This window comes from Gordonia sp. CPCC 206044 (genome assembly GCF_048537895.1).
In the GTDB taxonomy this organism is placed as follows: domain Bacteria; phylum Actinomycetota; class Actinomycetes; order Mycobacteriales; family Mycobacteriaceae; genus Gordonia.
On record NZ_JBCLVL010000002.1, the window covers coordinates 160,956 to 178,501 of the forward strand.

Consider the following 17,546-nt stretch of genomic DNA (forward strand, 5'->3'; position numbering starts at 1 on the left):
CTCAGGCGTCGAAGCTGCCGATGTGCACGGTGGCATCGTCACCGAGGGGACGTCGCAGTACCCAGCGTTCGGTGAGGGTGCTGGCCGACATCTTCCAGCGACCGTCCTCGAGGACATACTCGTCGTCGTAGTCGCCGGTGAGGAGCGTTTCGGTCCGATCCATCAGATTGACCTGCCGGAACTTCAGCGTCCAGCGGCCGGTCGCGGTGGTCTCCGACGTGAGCGTGATGTCGGGATGCATGCCGTGGTGCATGTCGAAGATGACGTACTCGCCGTCGACCTTGTGCAGGGCGACCTGTCCGAAGATCTCCGCCAACGGGTCGGCGTCGTCGTAACTGCCGAGCGACCCGTAGTCGATGCGCGCGCCGGAGCCGATGAAGCAGGAACGGAAGGCCTTGAGGTCCTTGCCATCACACGCCCGCCAGTACCGGTGCTTGAGTCGTTTGATGGCCTCGATCCGGTCCAGGTCGTCGAGGCGGCGGGCGAGGTCGGCGGACGTCATGAGTCCACACTAGGGTGCCCGTTCGGTCTCCCGCTCACCCACTTCGTTCCCGCTCACCCGACTGAGTGAGCGGGAACGAAACAGATGAGCGGTAATCGTCAGCGGCTCAGGAAGTGAGTGTCGGGGTGAACTCGGCGAGCACCTCGCGCGTGTGCTCCCCGTGCCGCGGCGGGGCCGTCCGCAACGGGGGCCGCACGCCCGAATAGCTCACCGGGAAACCGATCTGGCGCAGATCACCGGTGTGGTGTTCGACGGTGCCGATCATGCCGATCGCCTCGGTGTGCGGATCGTCGTAGATCTCGTCGAGGTGCTTGATCGCCGACACCGGCACCTGATGCTGCTTGAGCAGGGTGACCCAGTGCTCGACGGTGTCGGTGGCGAATGCCTCCGACAGGATCTCGGCAAGCCGTTCGCGGTTCTCCACCCGATCTCGGTTGCGACGGAACGCGTCGGCGACGGCCAGATCCGGACGACCGATGGCGACACACAACGACTCGAACAACCCGTCGTTGCCGACCGCGATCACGAAGTAGCCGTCCGTGGCCGGAAACGCTTGATAGGGCGCCAGGTTCGGATGTGCCGAACCCAGACCGTGCGGGCGCTTACCGTCGGCGAAGTAGTTGGTGGCCCAGTTGACGTGCATGGCCAGCTGGCATTCGAACAGTGACGTCGTGACGTACTGGCCACGTCCGGTCCGAGCTCGCTCGACCAACGCCGAGAGCACGCCGATCACACCGAAGAGACCGGCGCCGAGGTCTCCCATCGCGTATCCGGCCTTCATCGGTGGCCCGCCCGGCTCCCCGGTCAGGGACATGAGTCCGCCTGCGGCCTGCGCGACCATGTCGTAGCCGGGCTCGTCGCGCAGCGGGCCCTCTTCGCCGAATGCCGAGATGTGCAGGACCACCAGCTGCGGGTGACGCGCCGACAGTTCTCGGTAGTCGAAGATCTTCTGCAGACTGCTGCCGGGGCGGAAGTTCTCCACCACCACATCGGCATCCTCCAGCATGCGGTCGATGAGGCGCTGTCCCTCTTCACTTTTGAGGTCGATCGTGACCGACTTCTTACCCCGATTGATCGCCAGGTAGTAGGTGGCGTCCTCACCCACGAAGGGCGGTCCCCACCCACGTGTGGGATCGCCACCTTCGGGATGTTCGACCTTGATGACCTCGGCGCCCAGGTCGGCGAACGACATTGTGGCGTACGGTCCGGCGAGGATCTTGGACAGGTCGACGACCTTGATGCCCGCCAGCGGTGCGGGTCCTCCGGGAGTGATGTCGGTGGTCATCGGTGCGCTCCTGCCAACGTGCGGGGCGCGGCTGCGCGGGCGATGTCGGCATCGACGTCGGTGCCCTCGGCGATCGCGTCGAGATGATCGAGCGCGACGGTGGACGCCTCGCCGTCGAGGCCTGCGAGGAATGCGTTGGCGACCAACAGCGAACGATACCCGCGCCCGGCGGCGATCCGCCGCGACGCGATGTCGAACAAGACGGTAGCCATCACCGCCCGCGCCAGGTCATCGGCGTAACGAGCACAACCGATCTCGGCGGTGTCGGACTCCCCGGCGAGCAGTTCGTCGCCGTCGGCGGCCAGTCGGTGCCATCGCTCCTCGAGTGCCGCTGCGCCCGAGTCGCAGTCGGACTCGAGATCGGCGAGCAGCGCCAGCATGGCCGAAGCCAGGTGCCGGTGCGCGTCCTGCTTGCGCATGCAGCGCAGTACGTCGAGCGCGATGACGTTCGACGACCCTTCCCAGATCGACCCCAGGTGGGCGTCGCGTACGAGCTTGGCGAATCCCCACTCCTCGATGTATCCGTTACCACCGCGGATCTCCATCGCCTCGCCGGTGACGAACCGCGCTCGTTTGCACACATGGTGCTTCGCGATGGGGGTGAGAATCCGGATCAGGTTGCGCGCGTCGGGGTCGCCCGCATCGGCGCGCTGCAGACAGTGCGCGCTGTAGCCGACGAGCGCCAGCGCCGCTTCCGCGTCGAGCAGCAGCGGCAGCAGGGTGGCCCGCATGAGTGGCTGCTCGAACAATGCCTTGCCGAACACGATTCGCTGGTGTGTGTGCTCGACGGCATCCCGAACCGACCGACGCATCAGCGCGGCCGAGCGCATCGCGTTGGACAACCGAGAGGTGTTGACCATCTCGGCCATCTGGCGGAATCCGCGGTCGAGGTCACCCACCTGGATGCCGTATGCGCCGTCGAGGGTGACCTCGCCGCTGGGCATCGACCGGGTGCCGAGTTTGTCCTTGAGCCGGTCGATGGTGTAGCTGTTGCGGGTCCCGTTCGCGAGTCGCTTGGGCACCATGAACATTCCGACGCCTCGCGTCGAACCTTCCGGGCCGCCGGGATATCGGGCGAGCGTGATGATGACGTCGGCGTCGGGGTTGGACGCGAACCATTTCTTACCGGACAGACGCCATCCCTGTCCGTCTCGCACCGCGGTCGTCTCGGTCTGCGCGATGTCGGTACCGGCCTGTGGTTCGGTCATGAACATGGCCCCGGTCATCGCGTTGTCCGGCTCGGTGGAGGTGAGGCCGTCGATCCAGGGCGTGAAGATCTCGGGATCGCCGAACATCCGCAGCGTGCGCGCGGCAGCATCGGTCATCGAGACCGGGCAGGCGAGTCCGAACTCGGACTGAACGAACAGGTACGACGCGAGGTATTTGACGAGATGCGGCGGTTTGATGTCCCAGCCGTGCACCGGCCGGTGCGACAGCGCCGACAGACCGTATTCGTGGAAAGCGGCCCGGCACAGTTCCAGATAGGCAGGGTGATAGTCGATCTCGTCGATGCGATTACCGTCCCGGTCGAATTGTCGCAGTGTCGGCGGGTGCTGGTCGGCGACGGCCGCGAGGCCGGTGAGTCGTTCTCCGTCGGCGCCCAGTCGGGTCAGGAGAGCATCGGTTCGTTCGCGGTCGGCCGCGGGAATCCAGCGGTCGACGACGGCTTCGAGTGCCGGATCGCGGTGTGCGTAGTTCATTGTTGGCCTTTCGGTTTCGAAGTGTTCAGGCGAGTGATGCCGACGCCGCGGCCGGTTCCGGCTCCGCGCGCGAGGCCGCCGCATCGCCTTTCGGTCGCAGCAGAGCCCGCATGCAGATCAGCGAGATCAGCACGTAACCGAGTCCGAGTCCGACGACCGGCCAGATCGAGTCCGTTCTGGTCAGCAGGAACTGGCTGACCATCGGTGCGGTGCCGGCGAAGACCGCCGTCGACACCTGGTAGGCAAGGGAGATGCCGGTGTAGCGCACCTGGGTCGGGAAGCGTTGCGCGAGAATGCCCGCCAGTGCGGAGTAGTACATCGAGTGCGGTGCGGTCGCCAGGGCCATACCGATGATCGCCAACGTCAGCGACCCGGTCTGGACCAGAAGGAACATCATCGGCAGCAGCACCAACTCGGGCAAGAGCATCACGGCCACGGCCCGTCGCTGGTCCATACGGCCGGCCAGGACCGCACCGAAGGGTTGCACGACCACCTGGACCACGAGCGAGATCGTGACCACCAACAGGAACTCGCTGCGGCCGAAGCCGAGGTCTGCGGTTGCCCAGGCCAGCGCGAAGGTGGTCTTGATGTAGGTGATCGCGACGCCCGCCACCACGGCCCCGACACCGAGCAGCACCGTACCGGCGTGGTCGCGCAGGACTTCGACGATCGGAATGCGGTTGCGCTCCTGCGCAGCGGCTGCCTCACGCATCTCCGGGGTCTCGGAGATCTTGAGTCGGATGTAGAGCGCCACCGCGACCAGGAGCGCGGAACCGAGGAACGGCAGACGCCATCCCCAGGTGTCGAACACGGAATCCGACAGCACCGACAGTCCCAGGAACGCCAGGGTGGCAAGGAGATTACCGACGGGTGAGCCCTGCTGGGCGAATGCGCCGTAGAGCACCTTCTTGTTCTCCGGGGCGAACTCGGTGGCGATCAGCACTGCCCCACCCCATTCGCCACCCATCGCGACACCCTGCAGCACTCGCAGCAGTACCAGCAGGATCGGCGCCCAGATGCCGATGGTCTCGTACGTCGGCAGCAATCCGACCCCGACGGTGCCTGCGCCCATCAGTGCCAGCGTCACGATGACCGCGTTCTTGCGGCCGAACTTGTCGCCGAAGTGGCCGAAGATGACCCCACCGAGAGGCCGCGCGATGAAGCCGACGGCGAAGGTCGCGAAGGCCGCGAGCGTCCCGATCGCCGGCGACACATCCGGAAAGAACAGCCGACCGAGGACCAGTGCGGACGCGGTGCCGTAGATGTAGAAGTCGAACCACTCGATGGTGGTACCGACGAACGCCGTCACCCCCGCCCGACGAGCCTGCCGGACGTCGTGCCGCGGCGGGTCGGCACTCGCGTCTGGGCCGTCCGGTTCAGCGATCGGGGCTGATGAGGTCACCGCGTCCTCCTCTGATGTGACACGCCAACACGCGTCGAGCTGATGAGACCTCTATCACTGTCCGTGCAACATCTTGTAAAGTCCAAGACCTAATTTGACATGACTAAGTGGATTTCCAGACATAAAGGCGGTGACCAGTGGAATTGCGCCAGATCCGAGCCTTCCTGGCTGTTGCCGAGGAGCTGCATTTCGGCCGTGCCGCGGCGCGACTGCACATCGCCCAATCGCCGCTGAGCCAGATGATCCGGTCGTTGGAGAAGGAACTCGACGCCGAACTGTTCGTCCGGACGACTCGGTCGGTGCAGCTGTCGGCCGCCGGGACCGCACTGCTCGGGCCTGCCCGGATCATCGACACCCAGGTGCAGGCCGCCCGGGCGGTGACTCGAGCTGCGGCCACAGGTGAGACCGGGGTGGTGCGTATCGGCTTCGGCGGCGCAAGCGGCTACGTCGCGCTGTCGGCGTTGACTCGGGCCATGGCCGAGCGACATCCCGGCATCCACCTGGATCTTCGCCCGCAGACCTACACCGGCGAGGTCATCGAGCTGCTCGACGACGGCACGATCGACATGGGGATCGTCGCACTGCCCGTCGCCGCGGAATTGTCGACGGTCACCATGCGCATCGAACCGTTGGTCGTGGCCATGCCCGCGGCGCATCCGCTTGCCGCACACACGAGCGTGTCGGTGGGCGACCTGATCGACGAACCGTTCGTCGTCTACCCGTCGGCCCACGGCTCGAAGGTCCGAGACGCAGCATTCGCACTGTGCTCGGGGGCGGGTTTCGTACCCCGGATTGCGCGCGAGGCACCGGATCCGTACAGCCTGTTGGCATTGGTGGGTGTCGGGATCGGAGTTGCCGTGGTGGTCGCGGCGACGACACACATCTCGGTCGACGGTGTGGTGTATCGCCCCATCGACGGAGACGTGCCGGAACTCCGAATCGCGTTGGCGTGGCGGACGGATCGAATGTCGCCCGTCGTCGACCGCGTGGTGGAAATGATTCGCGAGACGCACCGTTGATGTGCCGCCGCTCCTGGTTCCCGCTCACCCACTTCGTTCCCGCTCACCCGACTGAGTGAGCGGGAACGAAACAGATGAGCGGGAATCGCCGATGGGCGCGCTCAGTTGATCCGTCGATCGGTCAGCACCACCGTGCCGTCGTCGAGCACCGCGGCGTTGCAGTCGAAGGTGTTCTTCGGTCCGTACCGGGCGCCGCTACGTGCGAATCCCGGAATCGACACGTCGCCCCGGACATCCCAGTTCACGTCCACCGACGTGAGGGCGTGGCCTGCATTGCGCAACAACGTCTTCGCGTCGTCGCTGATGCTCGTCGTACGTGTTCGGACATCGGCGAACTCGGCCGCGTCGGCGAGATGTGTGCTCTCGTCCGAGGTGTTGCCCGCCGTGACGAAGGCGTCCTGGATGTCCGCCCGGATCGCCGTGGTGCACCGATCCGTGGCCTCGGACTTCCCTTGTTCGCGATCGTGCACGGTCGAACGACCGTGCCACAGTGAGACCCCCGCGATCACCACCACGACCGCGGCGACGGCGATCCACAGGGCGCGGCGTCGGGTCATCCGAGAAGTACAGCACACACGAGCACGTCTCCCGCCCCCTCATGTCGTTCCCGCGCACTCGACTGAGTGCGCGGAAACGAGATAGATGAGCGGGAATGCCTCGCAGCCGGTGCGCCCGGCCGCACGCTCACGCCGTGCGGTACCCCAAGGTGAACAACGACCACACCTCTTTCTGGTCGTCGGCCCACGGGTCGTAGACGAACGGGGCGTGACGCAGTGCCATACCCGCCTGCCGCGGTGTGCGATTGGCCTTGAAGCCGTTACACGACTTGCAGGCGGCCACCTGGTTGCCGTACGTACTCTGCCCGCCCCGCGACTGCGGGACGATGTGGTCGACGGTGTCGGCGGGGCCTTCGCAGTAGGCGCAGATCCACTGGTCACGGCGCAGGATGATCTCGCCCGACGCGTAGGAATCCATCGACTTGCCTGCGTAGGGCCGATACGCATCACGTTTGATAGCGATGACCTTGTGGATCGGCTGGGTGATGGTCGGCGAGTGCACCACTCGCACCAGCGGCACGCCCTCGATATTGCGGGCGACCCCCGAGGTCAACAGGACGGCGGCGCGTTGCCAGGTGACACGCGCCAAGATCTGTAATCCGGCGTTGGTGACGAAGACGGTCATGGCAGTCACTCCTCGATGCGGCGGCGAACGATGATGCGCGCCGACCGACGGGGATTCAGCCGAGGGTGACGCAGTGCGTGAGATCGCTGGTTGTGCACCAGCTCAGCGTGTGAGCACGAGGTTCACGCGGACAATCGAGTTCGCGGCCAAAGCGCAAATTCTCGGTGGACACCTGCGTCTACTCCTTCCTGGTCTTGTCGAGTGGTATTCGGCCGGGCTCGACCGACACGACCCAGCGTAGTCACGACCACACAACGATGTCGACGACATTGTGCCCGGGTCGCGCCTTCTGCGCCCGCACGTTTTGCCCGGTCGGCCTACTGCGCCCGCACCTTCGCGGGCACGTCCCAGCCCGCACTCGTGCCGTCGACGTGGTCGACATCGGCCTCCCACGGCACCGCATAGGTGCCCGCCACCAGATCCTGCATGAACGTGTACGGGCAGTCCTGTGCCCCGCCTTCGACGGCGGAGTACCCGCGGTGACCGAGCTGGTAGATGTTGTTCTCGACACCCCACGTCCGTCTGGCCTCGTCGGCACGCGCCGGGACCACCTCGGCCGTCACCACCCGATCGGGGGTGCCGTCCCCGCGGACCAGAACCGTTCCGTCGACATCGCAGACCATCGCCTCGCCCTGGGACCAGATGTTGTTCTGGTCGGGTCCGGCCAGTGCCACCGACACGGTGTATGCCAGATTCTGGAAAGCGTTGGCCTGATTGGTGATCTGCCACGCCTGCTGAATCGGATAGGTGTACCCCGCGGTTCGTAGGATGACGTTCGCACCCTTGTAGGCGGCCTCCCGCGCCATCTCGGGCAGCATGCCGTCGTGGCAGATGATCAGTGCCAGCTTGGATCCGGCGGGCCCGTCGCACACCGGGACACCGAGATCGCCCGGACACCAGGGTTCGGCCGGGACCCACGGATGCATCTTGCGGTAGTAGAGGCGTTCGCGCCCTTGGTTGTCGATGATGAGCCCGCTGTTCCAGGGCGCACCGTCGGGGTTGCGTTCTATGATCGAGAAGCAACCCCACACATCGGCGTCGCGGCAGGCGTCGGCCAGCATCGCCATCTCTGGACCGTCGCGATCGCACAGGAGCGAATCGTCGAGCCACGTCTGTGGCTCCAAGCCGTTGATGCTGTACTCCGGCATCACGATCAGGTCGAGGGTGGGCATGCCACGTTTGGCGCGCCTCACGATGTCGGCGAGACGCTCGGCGGTCGCCTTGAGGTCGACGGGTGCCGCGATCGTCGGTACCTGGGCCTGTACCAAGCCCACCACCAGGGCTCCCGGTGTGGGATTGAGTCCGTCGAGTCCGGTCATCGGGTGAGTTCCTCTCGGGTCGGGTCTGGCGTCGGCAGATCGGGCCACCGGTCACGCCACGGCCGTTGCTGCTCGAACAGCCCGGCCGCCGACAACACGTCGGCGTCGCCGAGATGCGGTCCGACGATCTGCATTCCGACGGGCAGGCCGTCGTCGGTGAATCCGGCCGGGACCGACATCGCCGGCTGGCCGGTCAGATTGAAGATGTTGAGGAAACCCAACCAACTCCCGGAATCCACCATGCGGCCGCCGATGAGTTCGGGCCCCTGCATCCCCACCGGAAACGCCGGGACCGCCAGGGTCGGTGTCAGCAGCAGGTCGTAATTCTGCATGAACCGCCACATCTGGTTGACTACACGCTTACGGACCATCTGGGCATTCGTGAATTCCTCTGCAGTCCATGGCCGTTCGATCAGTTCGACCAGATGCGCAGACATCTGATCCCGATGCTCGGCGACCATACGGCGCATCCCGGCCAGGTCGCTGTCGGCCATGACGATGGGCCAGATGTGTGCACGCGGGTCGTCGATGCCGGGATCGACCTCCACGATCGTCGCACCCAGCTCCTCGAACGCCGTGACCGCCGACCCGACCACCGATCGGACCTGTGGGTCGACCGGCAGGTATCCGAGATCGGCCGAGTAGGCGATCCGTTTGCCGGCCAGGCCTCGATCTGCCAGGCCGGACATCGCACTGCGCCAATCGACATCGCCGGCCGGTAGCGAGTGGCGATCCCGCGGGTCCGGTCCGGCGATCACCGACATCAGCAGCGCGGTGTCCTCGACCGTGCGGGTCATCGGGCCGATGTGTTCGAGTGTCTCCCAACTCGATACACCGGGAAACCGCTCGTCCCGGCACCCCGGATACAGCGGCACCCGGCCCATCGACGCCTTGAAGCCCACCAGACCGCACAGCGATGCCGGTATCCGTACCGAGCCGCCGCCATCGCTGCCCAACGCCAACGGCGACATCCCGGTGGCCACCGCGATCGCCGAACCCGCCGACGATCCGCCCGGGGTCAGCGACGGGTTCCAGGGGTTGCGCGCCGCGGGCGACACCGGATTGTGGCCGACCCCGCTGTACCCGAACTCCGGCACCGTCGTCTTGCCCAAGATCACCGCGCCGGCGCCCTTGACCCGCTCCACGACGATGTCGTCCTCGTCGGGAACCCAATCCGCGTAGGCGACCGACCCGTTCCGGGTCGGCACGCCTGCGGTGGCGATCAGGTCCTTGATGGCGATCGGCACGCCGGCCAGCGGTCCCGGGTCGTCGCCACGGGCGAGAGCGGCGTCGACGTCAGCGGCCTGTGATCGGGCCAAGGCATCGGTGCGTTCGACGAAGGCATGCAGACGGTCGTCGACGGCGTCGACCCGGGCGAGGGCGCTCTCCACCACCTCGGCGGCGGTGATCACCCCCGTCCTGATCAGCGATGCGATCTCGACCGCCGATGCCCGCTGCAGGTCGACGTCGGCGGCGACCGTCATCCGGCGACCTCGATTTCCGTGGTGCTGCGCGTCGTGGTCTTGCTGATCCGATCCGGAAGGACGGCCTCGATGATGAGGTAGGCGACGGCGGCGCACACCATCCCGACGATTGCTTCGCTCAGCTGAGGAGCCCAGTGGTGCACCGCGTACGCACATGCTGCGCCGATGACCCACGCCGCGAACGGCTGCATCCGGAAGCCGGTGATCTCACGCGCGGCGGCACGTCGGGTGATCAGCTGATCGACGATGAGCACCGCACCGATCGACGGGACGAAGATGCCCAGCAGGTTGAGCCAGGTGCTGAAGTGACTCCACACCCCGGCCAGCGCGATCACGAGACCGACCGCACCCAGCAGGATCGTCAGCAGTCGCATCTTGGATCCGGTGAGCTGGCTCCACCCGACGGCACCGTTGTACAGGCAGTGCGCGCATACCGAGCCGAGGTTGACGAACACGAAGATCACCGCGAGAACCGTCAGCACCGCACCGTGTTCGGTGAGGATCGGCAGGAAGTCGCCGCCGTTCTTGGCCGGATCGATCGCAGCACCTGCGGCGACCACGATTCCACCGACGATCATCGCGATCATGTTCGCGATCGGGAAGGCGCTGAAGGTGGCGACGACGGCTTCCTTGCCGTTGCGCGACCACCGGGTGAAATCGGCTGTCATGGTGCCGGAGTCGACGAAACCTGCGATGACGATCGTGACCGCGGCACCGATCGAGAGAACGGTGGCGTCACTGGCGCCCTGGAAGGAGGTGATCGAACCGACGCCGTCGGTCCGGGTGGCGATCACGACGGCGACGATGCCGAGCGCGATGAACAGCGGCGCGGCAATGAGTCCGATGACGGTCAATGCACGAATGCCGATGAAGGTGACGCCGATGTAGAGCAGACCGGCGATCAGCGCGAGAAGTGTGGCGTTCCATCCGAGGGAGGTTTCCAGGGTCGCGCCGGTCAACCCGGTCTGGAAGGCGAACCACCCGATCACCACGGTCGACAGGAAGCCCGCGACGATCTTGGCGCCGTTGCGCCCGAATGTCTCTGCGGCGCTGAGTGCGAAGTTCTTTCCCGTCTTGCCCGCGAGGTACGAGAGCGAACCGACGTAGGCGAACAGCACGAGGTTGCCGATGACGATGGACAGGATGCCCTTCCAGAACCCCAGGCCGTAGACGATGGTGCCGCCGAAGATCGCCGAGGTGAGCACCATCGGGAAGCCGAACCACACCGCCGACACGGAGAACACCGATCGCCGGTGTGATTGTGGGACGGGTACGTTCTCGAACTCTTCCTCGAGCCCACCGTGGTGTTCTTGTTCGACGTCGGGTCGGCGCCTGGATCGCAGCGAGCGGGACGAGGGTGCACTTGGTGGTGTGGTCTCGGTTCGCGATGTCATACGAGTCCCTCCTGTTTCATTGGGTTCTGGGTCGCGCACCGCATGAGCTCGCCGTCGAGCGTGGCGGTGGGCGCGGCAAAGGAGTAGCCCGCGTCGATGAGGGCGGTCCGTAACGTCGGCAGCAGTGCCGGCGCGTTGGTCGTGTCGCTGTGCATGCACACCGTGGCGATCTGCGCGCGGTGTGGTCCGCGCAGTTGCGCGAGTGTTCTGGCGATGACGGCATCGGCGTCGCCGACGTCGCCGACGGTGCGGTTGTACATCTGGACCGCGTCGTCGCGGTACGGTCGGTCGGCGAAGATCTCCGGCATCACCGGAAGTCCGGCATCGCTTGCCCGGCGGTGTAATTCCGAATCAGGCAGGACGTACAGGAACAGCGTCGGGTCCCAGCTCAGGACGGCCCGACAGATCGCCTCGGCGAGGTCTGGATCGCGGTTGGCCATCATGTACAGCGCCCCATGGGGTTTGACGTGTTGCATGCGCGCGCCGGATGCCCGGACGAAGGCCTCGAGCGCGCCGATCTGATAGAGGCACAGGTCGTAGGCCTGCTGTGCGGTCGTGGGCACCTCACGCCGACCGAACCCGATCCGGTCGTCCAGGCCCACATGCGCTCCGATCGCAACACCCTGTGTCACAGCCTGTTCCACGGATTCACGCATCACCGCGGGGTCGCCGCCGTGGAATCCGCAGGCGATGTTGGCCGACGTGATCAGGGGCATCATCTCCTCGTCGGCCCCGTACGAGTAGACGCCGAAGCCTTCCCCCAGATCGCAGTTGATGTCGAGGATCATCGGCTCACGCGGACGCTCGGGAGACGAGTTCCGCCGGCCGCCGCGGACTCGCGGCCAGTTCCCAGGCTCGGGCGAAGCGCAGCAGGGACAGTTCGGACATCGGTCGGCCGAGCACCTCCACACCCACCGGCAGGCCGGTGTCGGTGAATCCGCCGGGAATGCTCATGGCCGGCATGGAGGTCTGGGATGCGATGACCGTGTTGGTCGGAAAGTCCAGCGCCGTCCATCGCTTTGCTTCCAGATCGGCGCGGGTGGGCGCCGGGACCTGGACAGTGGGATAGACCAGGAAGTCGACGCCCGCCTCCGACATCAGCGCGATGAGGGTGCGCCGCCATTCCTCCTGCCGCAGCCGTCCACGCAGGTAGACCGGGTCGTCATCCGGGTTGTCCGGCGCGGAGATCAGGTCGCCGAACAGATCGGTGAGCGGGTGGAACTTTCCGGCCGCGACGATCTCTTCGACCGACGACGCGGGCGCCTGGGGACGGGCCGCCAGAAACCCGTCGATATCCGACTTGGAACCGAGCGTGTAGAGGGAGGTGTCCGCGATCCATGTCGTCAGATCGCCGAGTTCCAGCCCGTCGACCACGTCCACGCCGAGCCGTTCGAGTTCGGTGATCGCCGAGCGCACCACCGCGTTCGTCGATTCCTGGTCGACGCCCTCTCCGAACGCGTCGGTCAGCACGCCGATCCGGAAAGTGCCTGCGGTGTCGGCATTCACCTCGCCGACGGCGGCAGCATAGTTCCCGATGTCGGTGTTGGCGGTCGCCGTGCCGGTGTAGGTATCGGTGGCGTCGTAACCGGCGATGACGTCGAGGACGGCCGCCAGATCGGTCACCGAACGCGCCATCGGACCGGGTGTGTCCTGGAAGTGCAGCAGCGGGGAGAAGCCGGTACGCGGGATGAGGCCGGTGGTCACGCGCAGTCCGAAGAGATTCGTGAACGACGACGGCAGCCGGATGGACCCGCCGGTGTCCTCGCCGATGCCGACGAGGCACAGGTTTGCGGTGACGGCGGCAGCGGTTCCCGCGCTCGAACCGCCTGTCTCCCTGTCGGTGTCGTAGGGGTTCTTGGTGTGTCCGGACCGCGACGAGAAGGAGAACCAGCCTGCCGCGAAGTCGCACATCGTGGTCTTGCCGAGTATCACCGCGCCGGCGTCGCGGAGTCTGCGCACCACCACGGCATCGGTGTCCGGGACGTAGTCGGCGAACACCTCGGAACCGAATGAGGTGGCGATGCCTTGTGTTTCACCCTGGTCCTTGACGAGGATCGGCACGCCGTGCAGTGGGCCGACCAGCTTTCCCGTGCGCGCGAACTGCTCGTCGAGTCGAGTGGCATCTTGCAGTGCCGTCGGGTTCACCGTCACCACCGAGTTGATCCCCGGACCGTCGGGGTTCTCGACCGAGTCGATGTCGGCGATCCGCTCCAGATACCACCGGGTCAGTTTCGTACTCGTCGTCTCACCGCCCTCGAGCATCCGATGGAACGAATCGACCGACAGTTCTTCGTAGTTCACGTGTTTCTCCTTCTCCGCCGTACGAGGCCCGGCGAGTGCGCCGACGATGGCCTCGGCGGTGTGTTCGAGGTGGTGACGAGTGGCATCCAGCAGTTCTTCGAGGCTGCGCTCGACCATCAGCCGAAACATGTGCTCGTGCTGCTGTCTCGCGTCGTCGAGGTTGTGCACCTGCGACGCGTAGATCGCCATGTAGGGCTGGATCCGGTCCCAGATGTTGTGGATCAGTTCGATGAGGTAGCGACTCTGCGCATGGCCGTAGAAGGTCTGGTGGAACTCCCGGTTGAGTTCTCGCCACACATCTGGGGCAATGCACGGATCGGACATCTCGTCGAGAACCGCACGCATGGCGACGATCCCGTCGCCGTCGAGACGATTCAAGGCCCATTCGGTGGCCAGCAACTCGAGCCTCAGCCTGATGGCGAAGAGTTGACGGATCTCGTCGGCATCGAGCGCCGTCACCGTGACCGCTCGGCGGTCGAATGCGACCAAACCTTCGAATTGCAGGCGCTTCAGCGCTTCCCGGGTGGGCATGGTCGAGACACCCGACGATTGCGCCAGGGATCGGATGGACACACGCGTCCCGGGCTTGATGCGCCCGTCGACGATGCTGCGTCGGATCTCCTGATACACCGACTCCGCCACCGTCGGCTCTGCCGAATCAATGGTCATTGTGATATCACCTCCCCTGTGCCGTGTGGCGTGATCACACTGAGGGAAGTGTTGTCCGGCGCAATGACGTCAGTGTTCGCGTTGCGTTACGACCGTGTGACGGTGGCGGCCGGCCCCACCGACCGAGCGGTTGCGACGTTCGGGACTCAGACCTGTTGGGTCCGTGTGTGTATCAGTACCGCGCACATATCAACACGACGAAACGTGGTTACCGGGTCTGCACCGTCCACCCGGACTGCGTCGCGAAGTCGTGGGCGATGTCGAGACCTCGCGCCAGCTCGACAGAATCGGCCTGGGCTTGCATCCAGTTGAGATACCAGGTCGCCGTGGCGGTCGGGGCCAGCGGCGTCCAGGTGAAGGCCTCGGGAACATCCGATGCCACCGATTCCAGGCATACGAACAAGCAGTGGTCGTCGGTGACCATGTCGCTGCCGGCGACGATGCCGAACACCGCGGAGGTGGTCCACCGTGGCCGCTTGCCCTGCTCGCGCATCCAACCGGTGACCCACCGGTTCCACCGACTGAGCTGGTCGTCGATGGACACCACGGGATACCGCTCGAGATCGTCCGCCGTCACCACGGCTGCGTCGATGAGCGGATGCTCGCGTGTCATCAACGCACCCACACGTTCGCTGCGGATGGGTTCGCTCACCGCGCCCGGCACACGGATGGGTTCGCCGATGGTGACCGACAGCTGCGCCCGCGCCGAGTCGTCCCCCGTCAGCGAGCGTGGCAGGGTCGTCAAGTGGACCGACAGATCTGGATCGGTGGCGCGCAACGCGGCCATCAGTCGGCGTGGCGTCTCCAGAGCGGGTTCGCTGACGTGCACGGTGAGCACCTGCGGCGGCCGACCCGTCACATTGGTCACGGCCACCCGCACCCGGTCGATGATGTCGCGGGCCTCCCTCGCGAACTCCTCACCGGCCGGTGTCGGTTCCACACGACGGCTCGTACGTTCGAAAAGCGACACCCCGAGACGACGTTCCAACCGGATGATCGCCTGGCTGAGGGCGGGTTGGGCCATGTGTAGGTGACGTGCGGCGCGGGTGAAGCCGCGTTCGCGATGCACCGCCACGACGTACTCAAGCTCCCGCAGCGACACATCTAGCATCCTCCGATACTAGATCGATAGGCAATCGGTGTTGGTGATTCACCGAGGTCAGCCGCGACGATGTCGTCATGCCTGACTCCGTCGTCGATGCTCACGTACACCTCTGGGATCTGACCAACCCCTGGTATCCCGGTTTGCAGGCGATGGCCGACGACCTCGGGCGACCCGACCTCTGGCCGAGCTTCGGACTCGACGAGTACGCCGCGGCGGCGGATGGCTTTCCCGTGGAACGGTTCGTCCATGTCTCCGCGGCGACGGCACCACGCGCGTATCTGGACGAGTTGCGTTGGGTGAGCGGCATCGCGGCCGACCGCGGCGCAGACATGCGGTTCATCGGCACCGTCGACCCGACTCTGCCGGAGTCCGACGTTCTCGCCGACCTCGACACCCAACTCGCGACGACCCCGCACTTTCGTGGCGCGCGAGTGCTGTACGACTTCGCACCGGACTCACCGGCCGCGCGCACGGTGCTGCACTGGCTCGACGATCACGAACTGGTCTTCGACCTCGTGACCCATCCCGGCACCATGGACGATTGGCTGCGTACATTGGCCGGGTTTCCCGACCTCACCGTCGTTCTCGAACACACCGGTTGGCCCACCGGCACCGACGACACCGCCTGGTCGCAGTGGCAACAGGCGATGACCCGCTGCGCTGAGCAATCGCGCGCCCGGTGCAAGATCTCCGGATTAGGGATGACGACGATGGATCTGTCTCCGAACACGTTGCGTCCGTGGATCGAACACGCGGTGAGCGCGTTCGGTTGGGACCGGGTCATGTTCGGCAGCAACATCCCGATCGAGCACATGGCCGGCAGTTACAAGCAACTACGCGCGTCACTGGACGACATCGTCGGCGAGTCGACATCGGCCGATCAGGATCGCTTCTATCGCGACAACGCCGCGGCCGTCTACGGATTCGGGGAGTGATGACGCCCGATCTGTCGGGGCGGATCGCATGGGTCACCGGCGGCGCCCGCGGGCAGGGCCGCAGCCACGCCCGGGCCCTTGCCGCAGTAGGCGCACATGTCTACGTCAGCGACATCGCGCACCAGGTCGACACCGTCAACTATCCGCTGGCGACGCCTGCGGAGTTGGAGACGACCGTCGCCGAGATCGTCGACGCGGGCGGCCAAGCGACCGCGGTCCAGCTCGATGTGCGCGATTCCACCGCGGTCACCGAACTCGTCGACCACATCGTGGATCAGCACGGCCGCCTCGACATCCTCGTCGCCAATGCCGGTATCTGCGCCTTCGTACCGCTCGAGGACATGACCGACGAACAGTGGGCCGACATGGTGGGCACCAACCTCACCGGCACCTTTCACTGTGTCCGCGCCGCCGTGACCGCGATGAAGCGCAATCGCTTCGGCCGTGTCGTCGGGGTGTCGTCGGGCGCCGGGCGCGGCGGTATGAAGGACCTGTCGCACTACTCCGCCACCAAGTGGGGAATCATCGGGTTCGTCAAATCGGTGGCGCTCGAGGTGGGTTCGTACGGAATCACCGCGAACGTCGTCTGCCCGACCTCGGTGGACACACCGATGGTCATGAACGAGACCACCTTGCGACGCTTCCGTCCCGATCTCGACGATCCGTCACCCGACGATGCCAAGCCGGTGTTCGCCGGCCTCGGGCCTCTCGGCATCCCGTGGCTCGAACCCGAGGACGTCACTCGTGCCGTCATGTACTTCGTCGACGACCCGGGCCTCACCACCGGCACCGTCCTCGAGGTCAACCTGGGCACTTCCGCGAACCGGATCTGACGCCGGTCGAGTCGCCACCTCCCCCATCGCCGGTCGAGTAGCCACTTCCCCCACCCCGGTCGAGTAACCCCGATCGCCGGTCGAGTAGCCACTTCCCTCACGCCGGTCGAGTAGCCCCCCGTCGCCGGTCGAGTAGCCACTTCCCTCACGCCGGTCGAGTAGCCCCCCGTCGCCGGTCGAGTAGCCACTTCCCTCACGCCGGTCGAGTAGCCCCCCGTCGCCGGTCGAGTAGCCACTTCCCTCACGCCGGTCGAGTAGCCCCCCGTCGCCGGTCGAGTAGCCACGAGCGAGCGCAGCGAGCCCGAGGCGTATCGAGACCACCCACCGCCGGTCGAGAAGCCCCCCACCGCCGGTCGAGTAGCCACTTTCCCCACGCCGGTCGAGTAGCCACGAGCGAGCGCAGCGAGCCCGAGGCG

General features: G+C 66.0%; 15 protein-coding genes. 3 read left to right on the plus strand and 12 right to left on the minus strand.

Annotated elements, in window-relative coordinates:
• Position 1: 1 nt before the first annotated feature.
• From AAFP35_RS03310 to AAFP35_RS03325, 4 genes are all read right to left on the minus strand, one after another.
• Entirely contained in the window at positions 2-502 is a 501-nt protein-coding gene (locus tag AAFP35_RS03310; RefSeq protein WP_419220124.1) for a nuclear transport factor 2 family protein, read from the minus strand.
• 106 nt (positions 503-608) lie between these two features.
• Positions 609-1,787, minus strand: a complete 1,179-nt coding sequence (locus AAFP35_RS03315; protein ID WP_419220125.1) for a CaiB/BaiF CoA transferase family protein — start codon at positions 1,785-1,787, stop codon at positions 609-611.
• Positions 1,784-3,487, minus strand: coding sequence for an acyl-CoA dehydrogenase family protein (locus tag AAFP35_RS03320; RefSeq protein WP_419220126.1), 1,704 nt, complete (start codon positions 3,485-3,487; stop codon positions 1,784-1,786). Before AAFP35_RS03320 ends, AAFP35_RS03315 begins: the two co-directional genes overlap by 4 nt.
• A gap of 25 nt (positions 3,488-3,512) precedes the next feature.
• Positions 3,513-4,871, minus strand: a complete 1,359-nt coding sequence (locus AAFP35_RS03325; protein WP_419220445.1) for an MFS transporter — start codon at positions 4,869-4,871, stop codon at positions 3,513-3,515.
• A gap of 155 nt (positions 4,872-5,026) precedes the next feature.
• Between AAFP35_RS03325 and AAFP35_RS03330 the strand changes: the two genes are divergently transcribed.
• On the plus strand, positions 5,027-5,908 hold the full coding sequence (locus tag AAFP35_RS03330) for a LysR family transcriptional regulator (protein ID WP_419220127.1): 882 nt from the start codon (positions 5,027-5,029) through the stop codon (positions 5,906-5,908).
• Positions 5,909-6,009: 101 nt separating this feature from the next.
• Here the strand turns inward: AAFP35_RS03330 and AAFP35_RS03335 are convergent, their stop codons facing one another.
• From AAFP35_RS03335 to AAFP35_RS03370, 8 genes are all read right to left on the minus strand, one after another.
• On the minus strand, positions 6,010-6,465 hold the full coding sequence (locus AAFP35_RS03335) for a hypothetical protein (protein WP_419220128.1): 456 nt from the start codon (positions 6,463-6,465) through the stop codon (positions 6,010-6,012).
• 127 nt (positions 6,466-6,592) lie between these two features.
• Complete coding sequence (locus tag AAFP35_RS03340; RefSeq protein ID WP_419220129.1) at positions 6,593-7,090, minus strand: HNH endonuclease; 498 nt, start codon at positions 7,088-7,090, stop codon at positions 6,593-6,595.
• A 317-nt stretch (positions 7,091-7,407) separates the two neighbouring features.
• The gene (locus AAFP35_RS03345) at positions 7,408-8,409 is read right to left on the minus strand and encodes a formamidase (RefSeq protein WP_419220130.1); all 1,002 of its coding nucleotides are present in this window, start codon (positions 8,407-8,409) and stop codon (positions 7,408-7,410) included.
• Positions 8,406-9,893 carry an amidase gene (locus AAFP35_RS03350; protein ID WP_419220131.1) on the minus strand — a complete coding sequence of 496 codons (1,488 nt, stop codon included), beginning with the start codon at positions 9,891-9,893 and terminating at the stop codon, positions 8,406-8,408. The genes AAFP35_RS03345 and AAFP35_RS03350 overlap by 4 nt, the downstream gene beginning before the upstream one ends.
• Entirely contained in the window at positions 9,890-11,287 is a 1,398-nt protein-coding gene (locus tag AAFP35_RS03355) for a cytosine permease (protein WP_419220132.1), read from the minus strand. Before AAFP35_RS03355 ends, AAFP35_RS03350 begins: the two co-directional genes overlap by 4 nt.
• On the minus strand, positions 11,284-12,075 hold the full coding sequence (locus AAFP35_RS03360; RefSeq protein WP_419220133.1) for a 5-oxoprolinase subunit PxpA: 792 nt from the start codon (positions 12,073-12,075) through the stop codon (positions 11,284-11,286). Before AAFP35_RS03360 ends, AAFP35_RS03355 begins: the two co-directional genes overlap by 4 nt.
• A 4-nt stretch (positions 12,076-12,079) precedes the next feature.
• Positions 12,080-14,257 (minus strand): amidase family protein, encoded by a 2,178-nt coding sequence (locus AAFP35_RS03365; RefSeq protein WP_419220134.1) that lies wholly within the window; start codon positions 14,255-14,257, stop codon positions 12,080-12,082.
• Positions 14,258-14,465: 208 nt separating this feature from the next.
• Entirely contained in the window at positions 14,466-15,368 is a 903-nt protein-coding gene (locus tag AAFP35_RS03370) for a LysR family transcriptional regulator (RefSeq protein ID WP_419220135.1), read from the minus strand.
• A 68-nt stretch (positions 15,369-15,436) separates the two neighbouring features.
• On the opposite strand from AAFP35_RS03370, the gene AAFP35_RS03375 reads away from it, so the two are divergent.
• Together AAFP35_RS03375 and AAFP35_RS03380 are read left to right on the plus strand one after the other, a co-directional pair.
• Complete coding sequence (locus AAFP35_RS03375; protein ID WP_419220136.1) at positions 15,437-16,297, plus strand: amidohydrolase family protein; 861 nt, start codon at positions 15,437-15,439, stop codon at positions 16,295-16,297.
• Entirely contained in the window at positions 16,297-17,130 is an 834-nt protein-coding gene (locus tag AAFP35_RS03380) for a mycofactocin-coupled SDR family oxidoreductase (RefSeq protein ID WP_419220137.1), read from the plus strand. Before AAFP35_RS03375 ends, AAFP35_RS03380 begins: the two co-directional genes overlap by 1 nt.
• Positions 17,131-17,546: the final 416 nt, after the last annotated feature.

Bases quoted from the DNA above. Each gene is read 5' to 3' on its own strand.
- AAFP35_RS03320 (WP_419220126.1), bottom strand. From the start codon at position 3,487: ATGAACTACGCACACCGCGATCCGGCACTCGAAGCCGTCGTCGACCGC.
- AAFP35_RS03365 (WP_419220134.1), bottom strand. From the start codon at position 14,257: ATGACCATTGATTCGGCAGAGCCGACGGTGGCGGAGTCGGTGTATCAG.
- AAFP35_RS03375 (WP_419220136.1), top strand. From the start codon at position 15,437: ATGCCTGACTCCGTCGTCGATGCTCACGTACACCTCTGGGATCTGACC.
- AAFP35_RS03310 (WP_419220124.1), bottom strand. From the start codon at position 502: ATGACGTCCGCCGACCTCGCCCGCCGCCTCGACGACCTGGACCGGATC.
- AAFP35_RS03315 (WP_419220125.1), bottom strand. From the start codon at position 1,787: ATGACCACCGACATCACTCCCGGAGGACCCGCACCGCTGGCGGGCATC.
- AAFP35_RS03355 (WP_419220132.1), bottom strand. From the start codon at position 11,287: ATGACATCGCGAACCGAGACCACACCACCAAGTGCACCCTCGTCCCGC.
- AAFP35_RS03340 (WP_419220129.1), bottom strand. From the start codon at position 7,090: ATGACCGTCTTCGTCACCAACGCCGGATTACAGATCTTGGCGCGTGTC.
- AAFP35_RS03370 (WP_419220135.1), bottom strand. From the start codon at position 15,368: ATGCTAGATGTGTCGCTGCGGGAGCTTGAGTACGTCGTGGCGGTGCAT.
- AAFP35_RS03350 (WP_419220131.1), bottom strand. From the start codon at position 9,893: ATGACGGTCGCCGCCGACGTCGACCTGCAGCGGGCATCGGCGGTCGAG.
- AAFP35_RS03380 (WP_419220137.1), top strand. From the start codon at position 16,297: ATGACGCCCGATCTGTCGGGGCGGATCGCATGGGTCACCGGCGGCGCC.
- AAFP35_RS03335 (WP_419220128.1), bottom strand. From the start codon at position 6,465: ATGACCCGACGCCGCGCCCTGTGGATCGCCGTCGCCGCGGTCGTGGTG.
- AAFP35_RS03360 (WP_419220133.1), bottom strand. From the start codon at position 12,075: ATGATCCTCGACATCAACTGCGATCTGGGGGAAGGCTTCGGCGTCTAC.
- AAFP35_RS03345 (WP_419220130.1), bottom strand. From the start codon at position 8,409: ATGACCGGACTCGACGGACTCAATCCCACACCGGGAGCCCTGGTGGTG.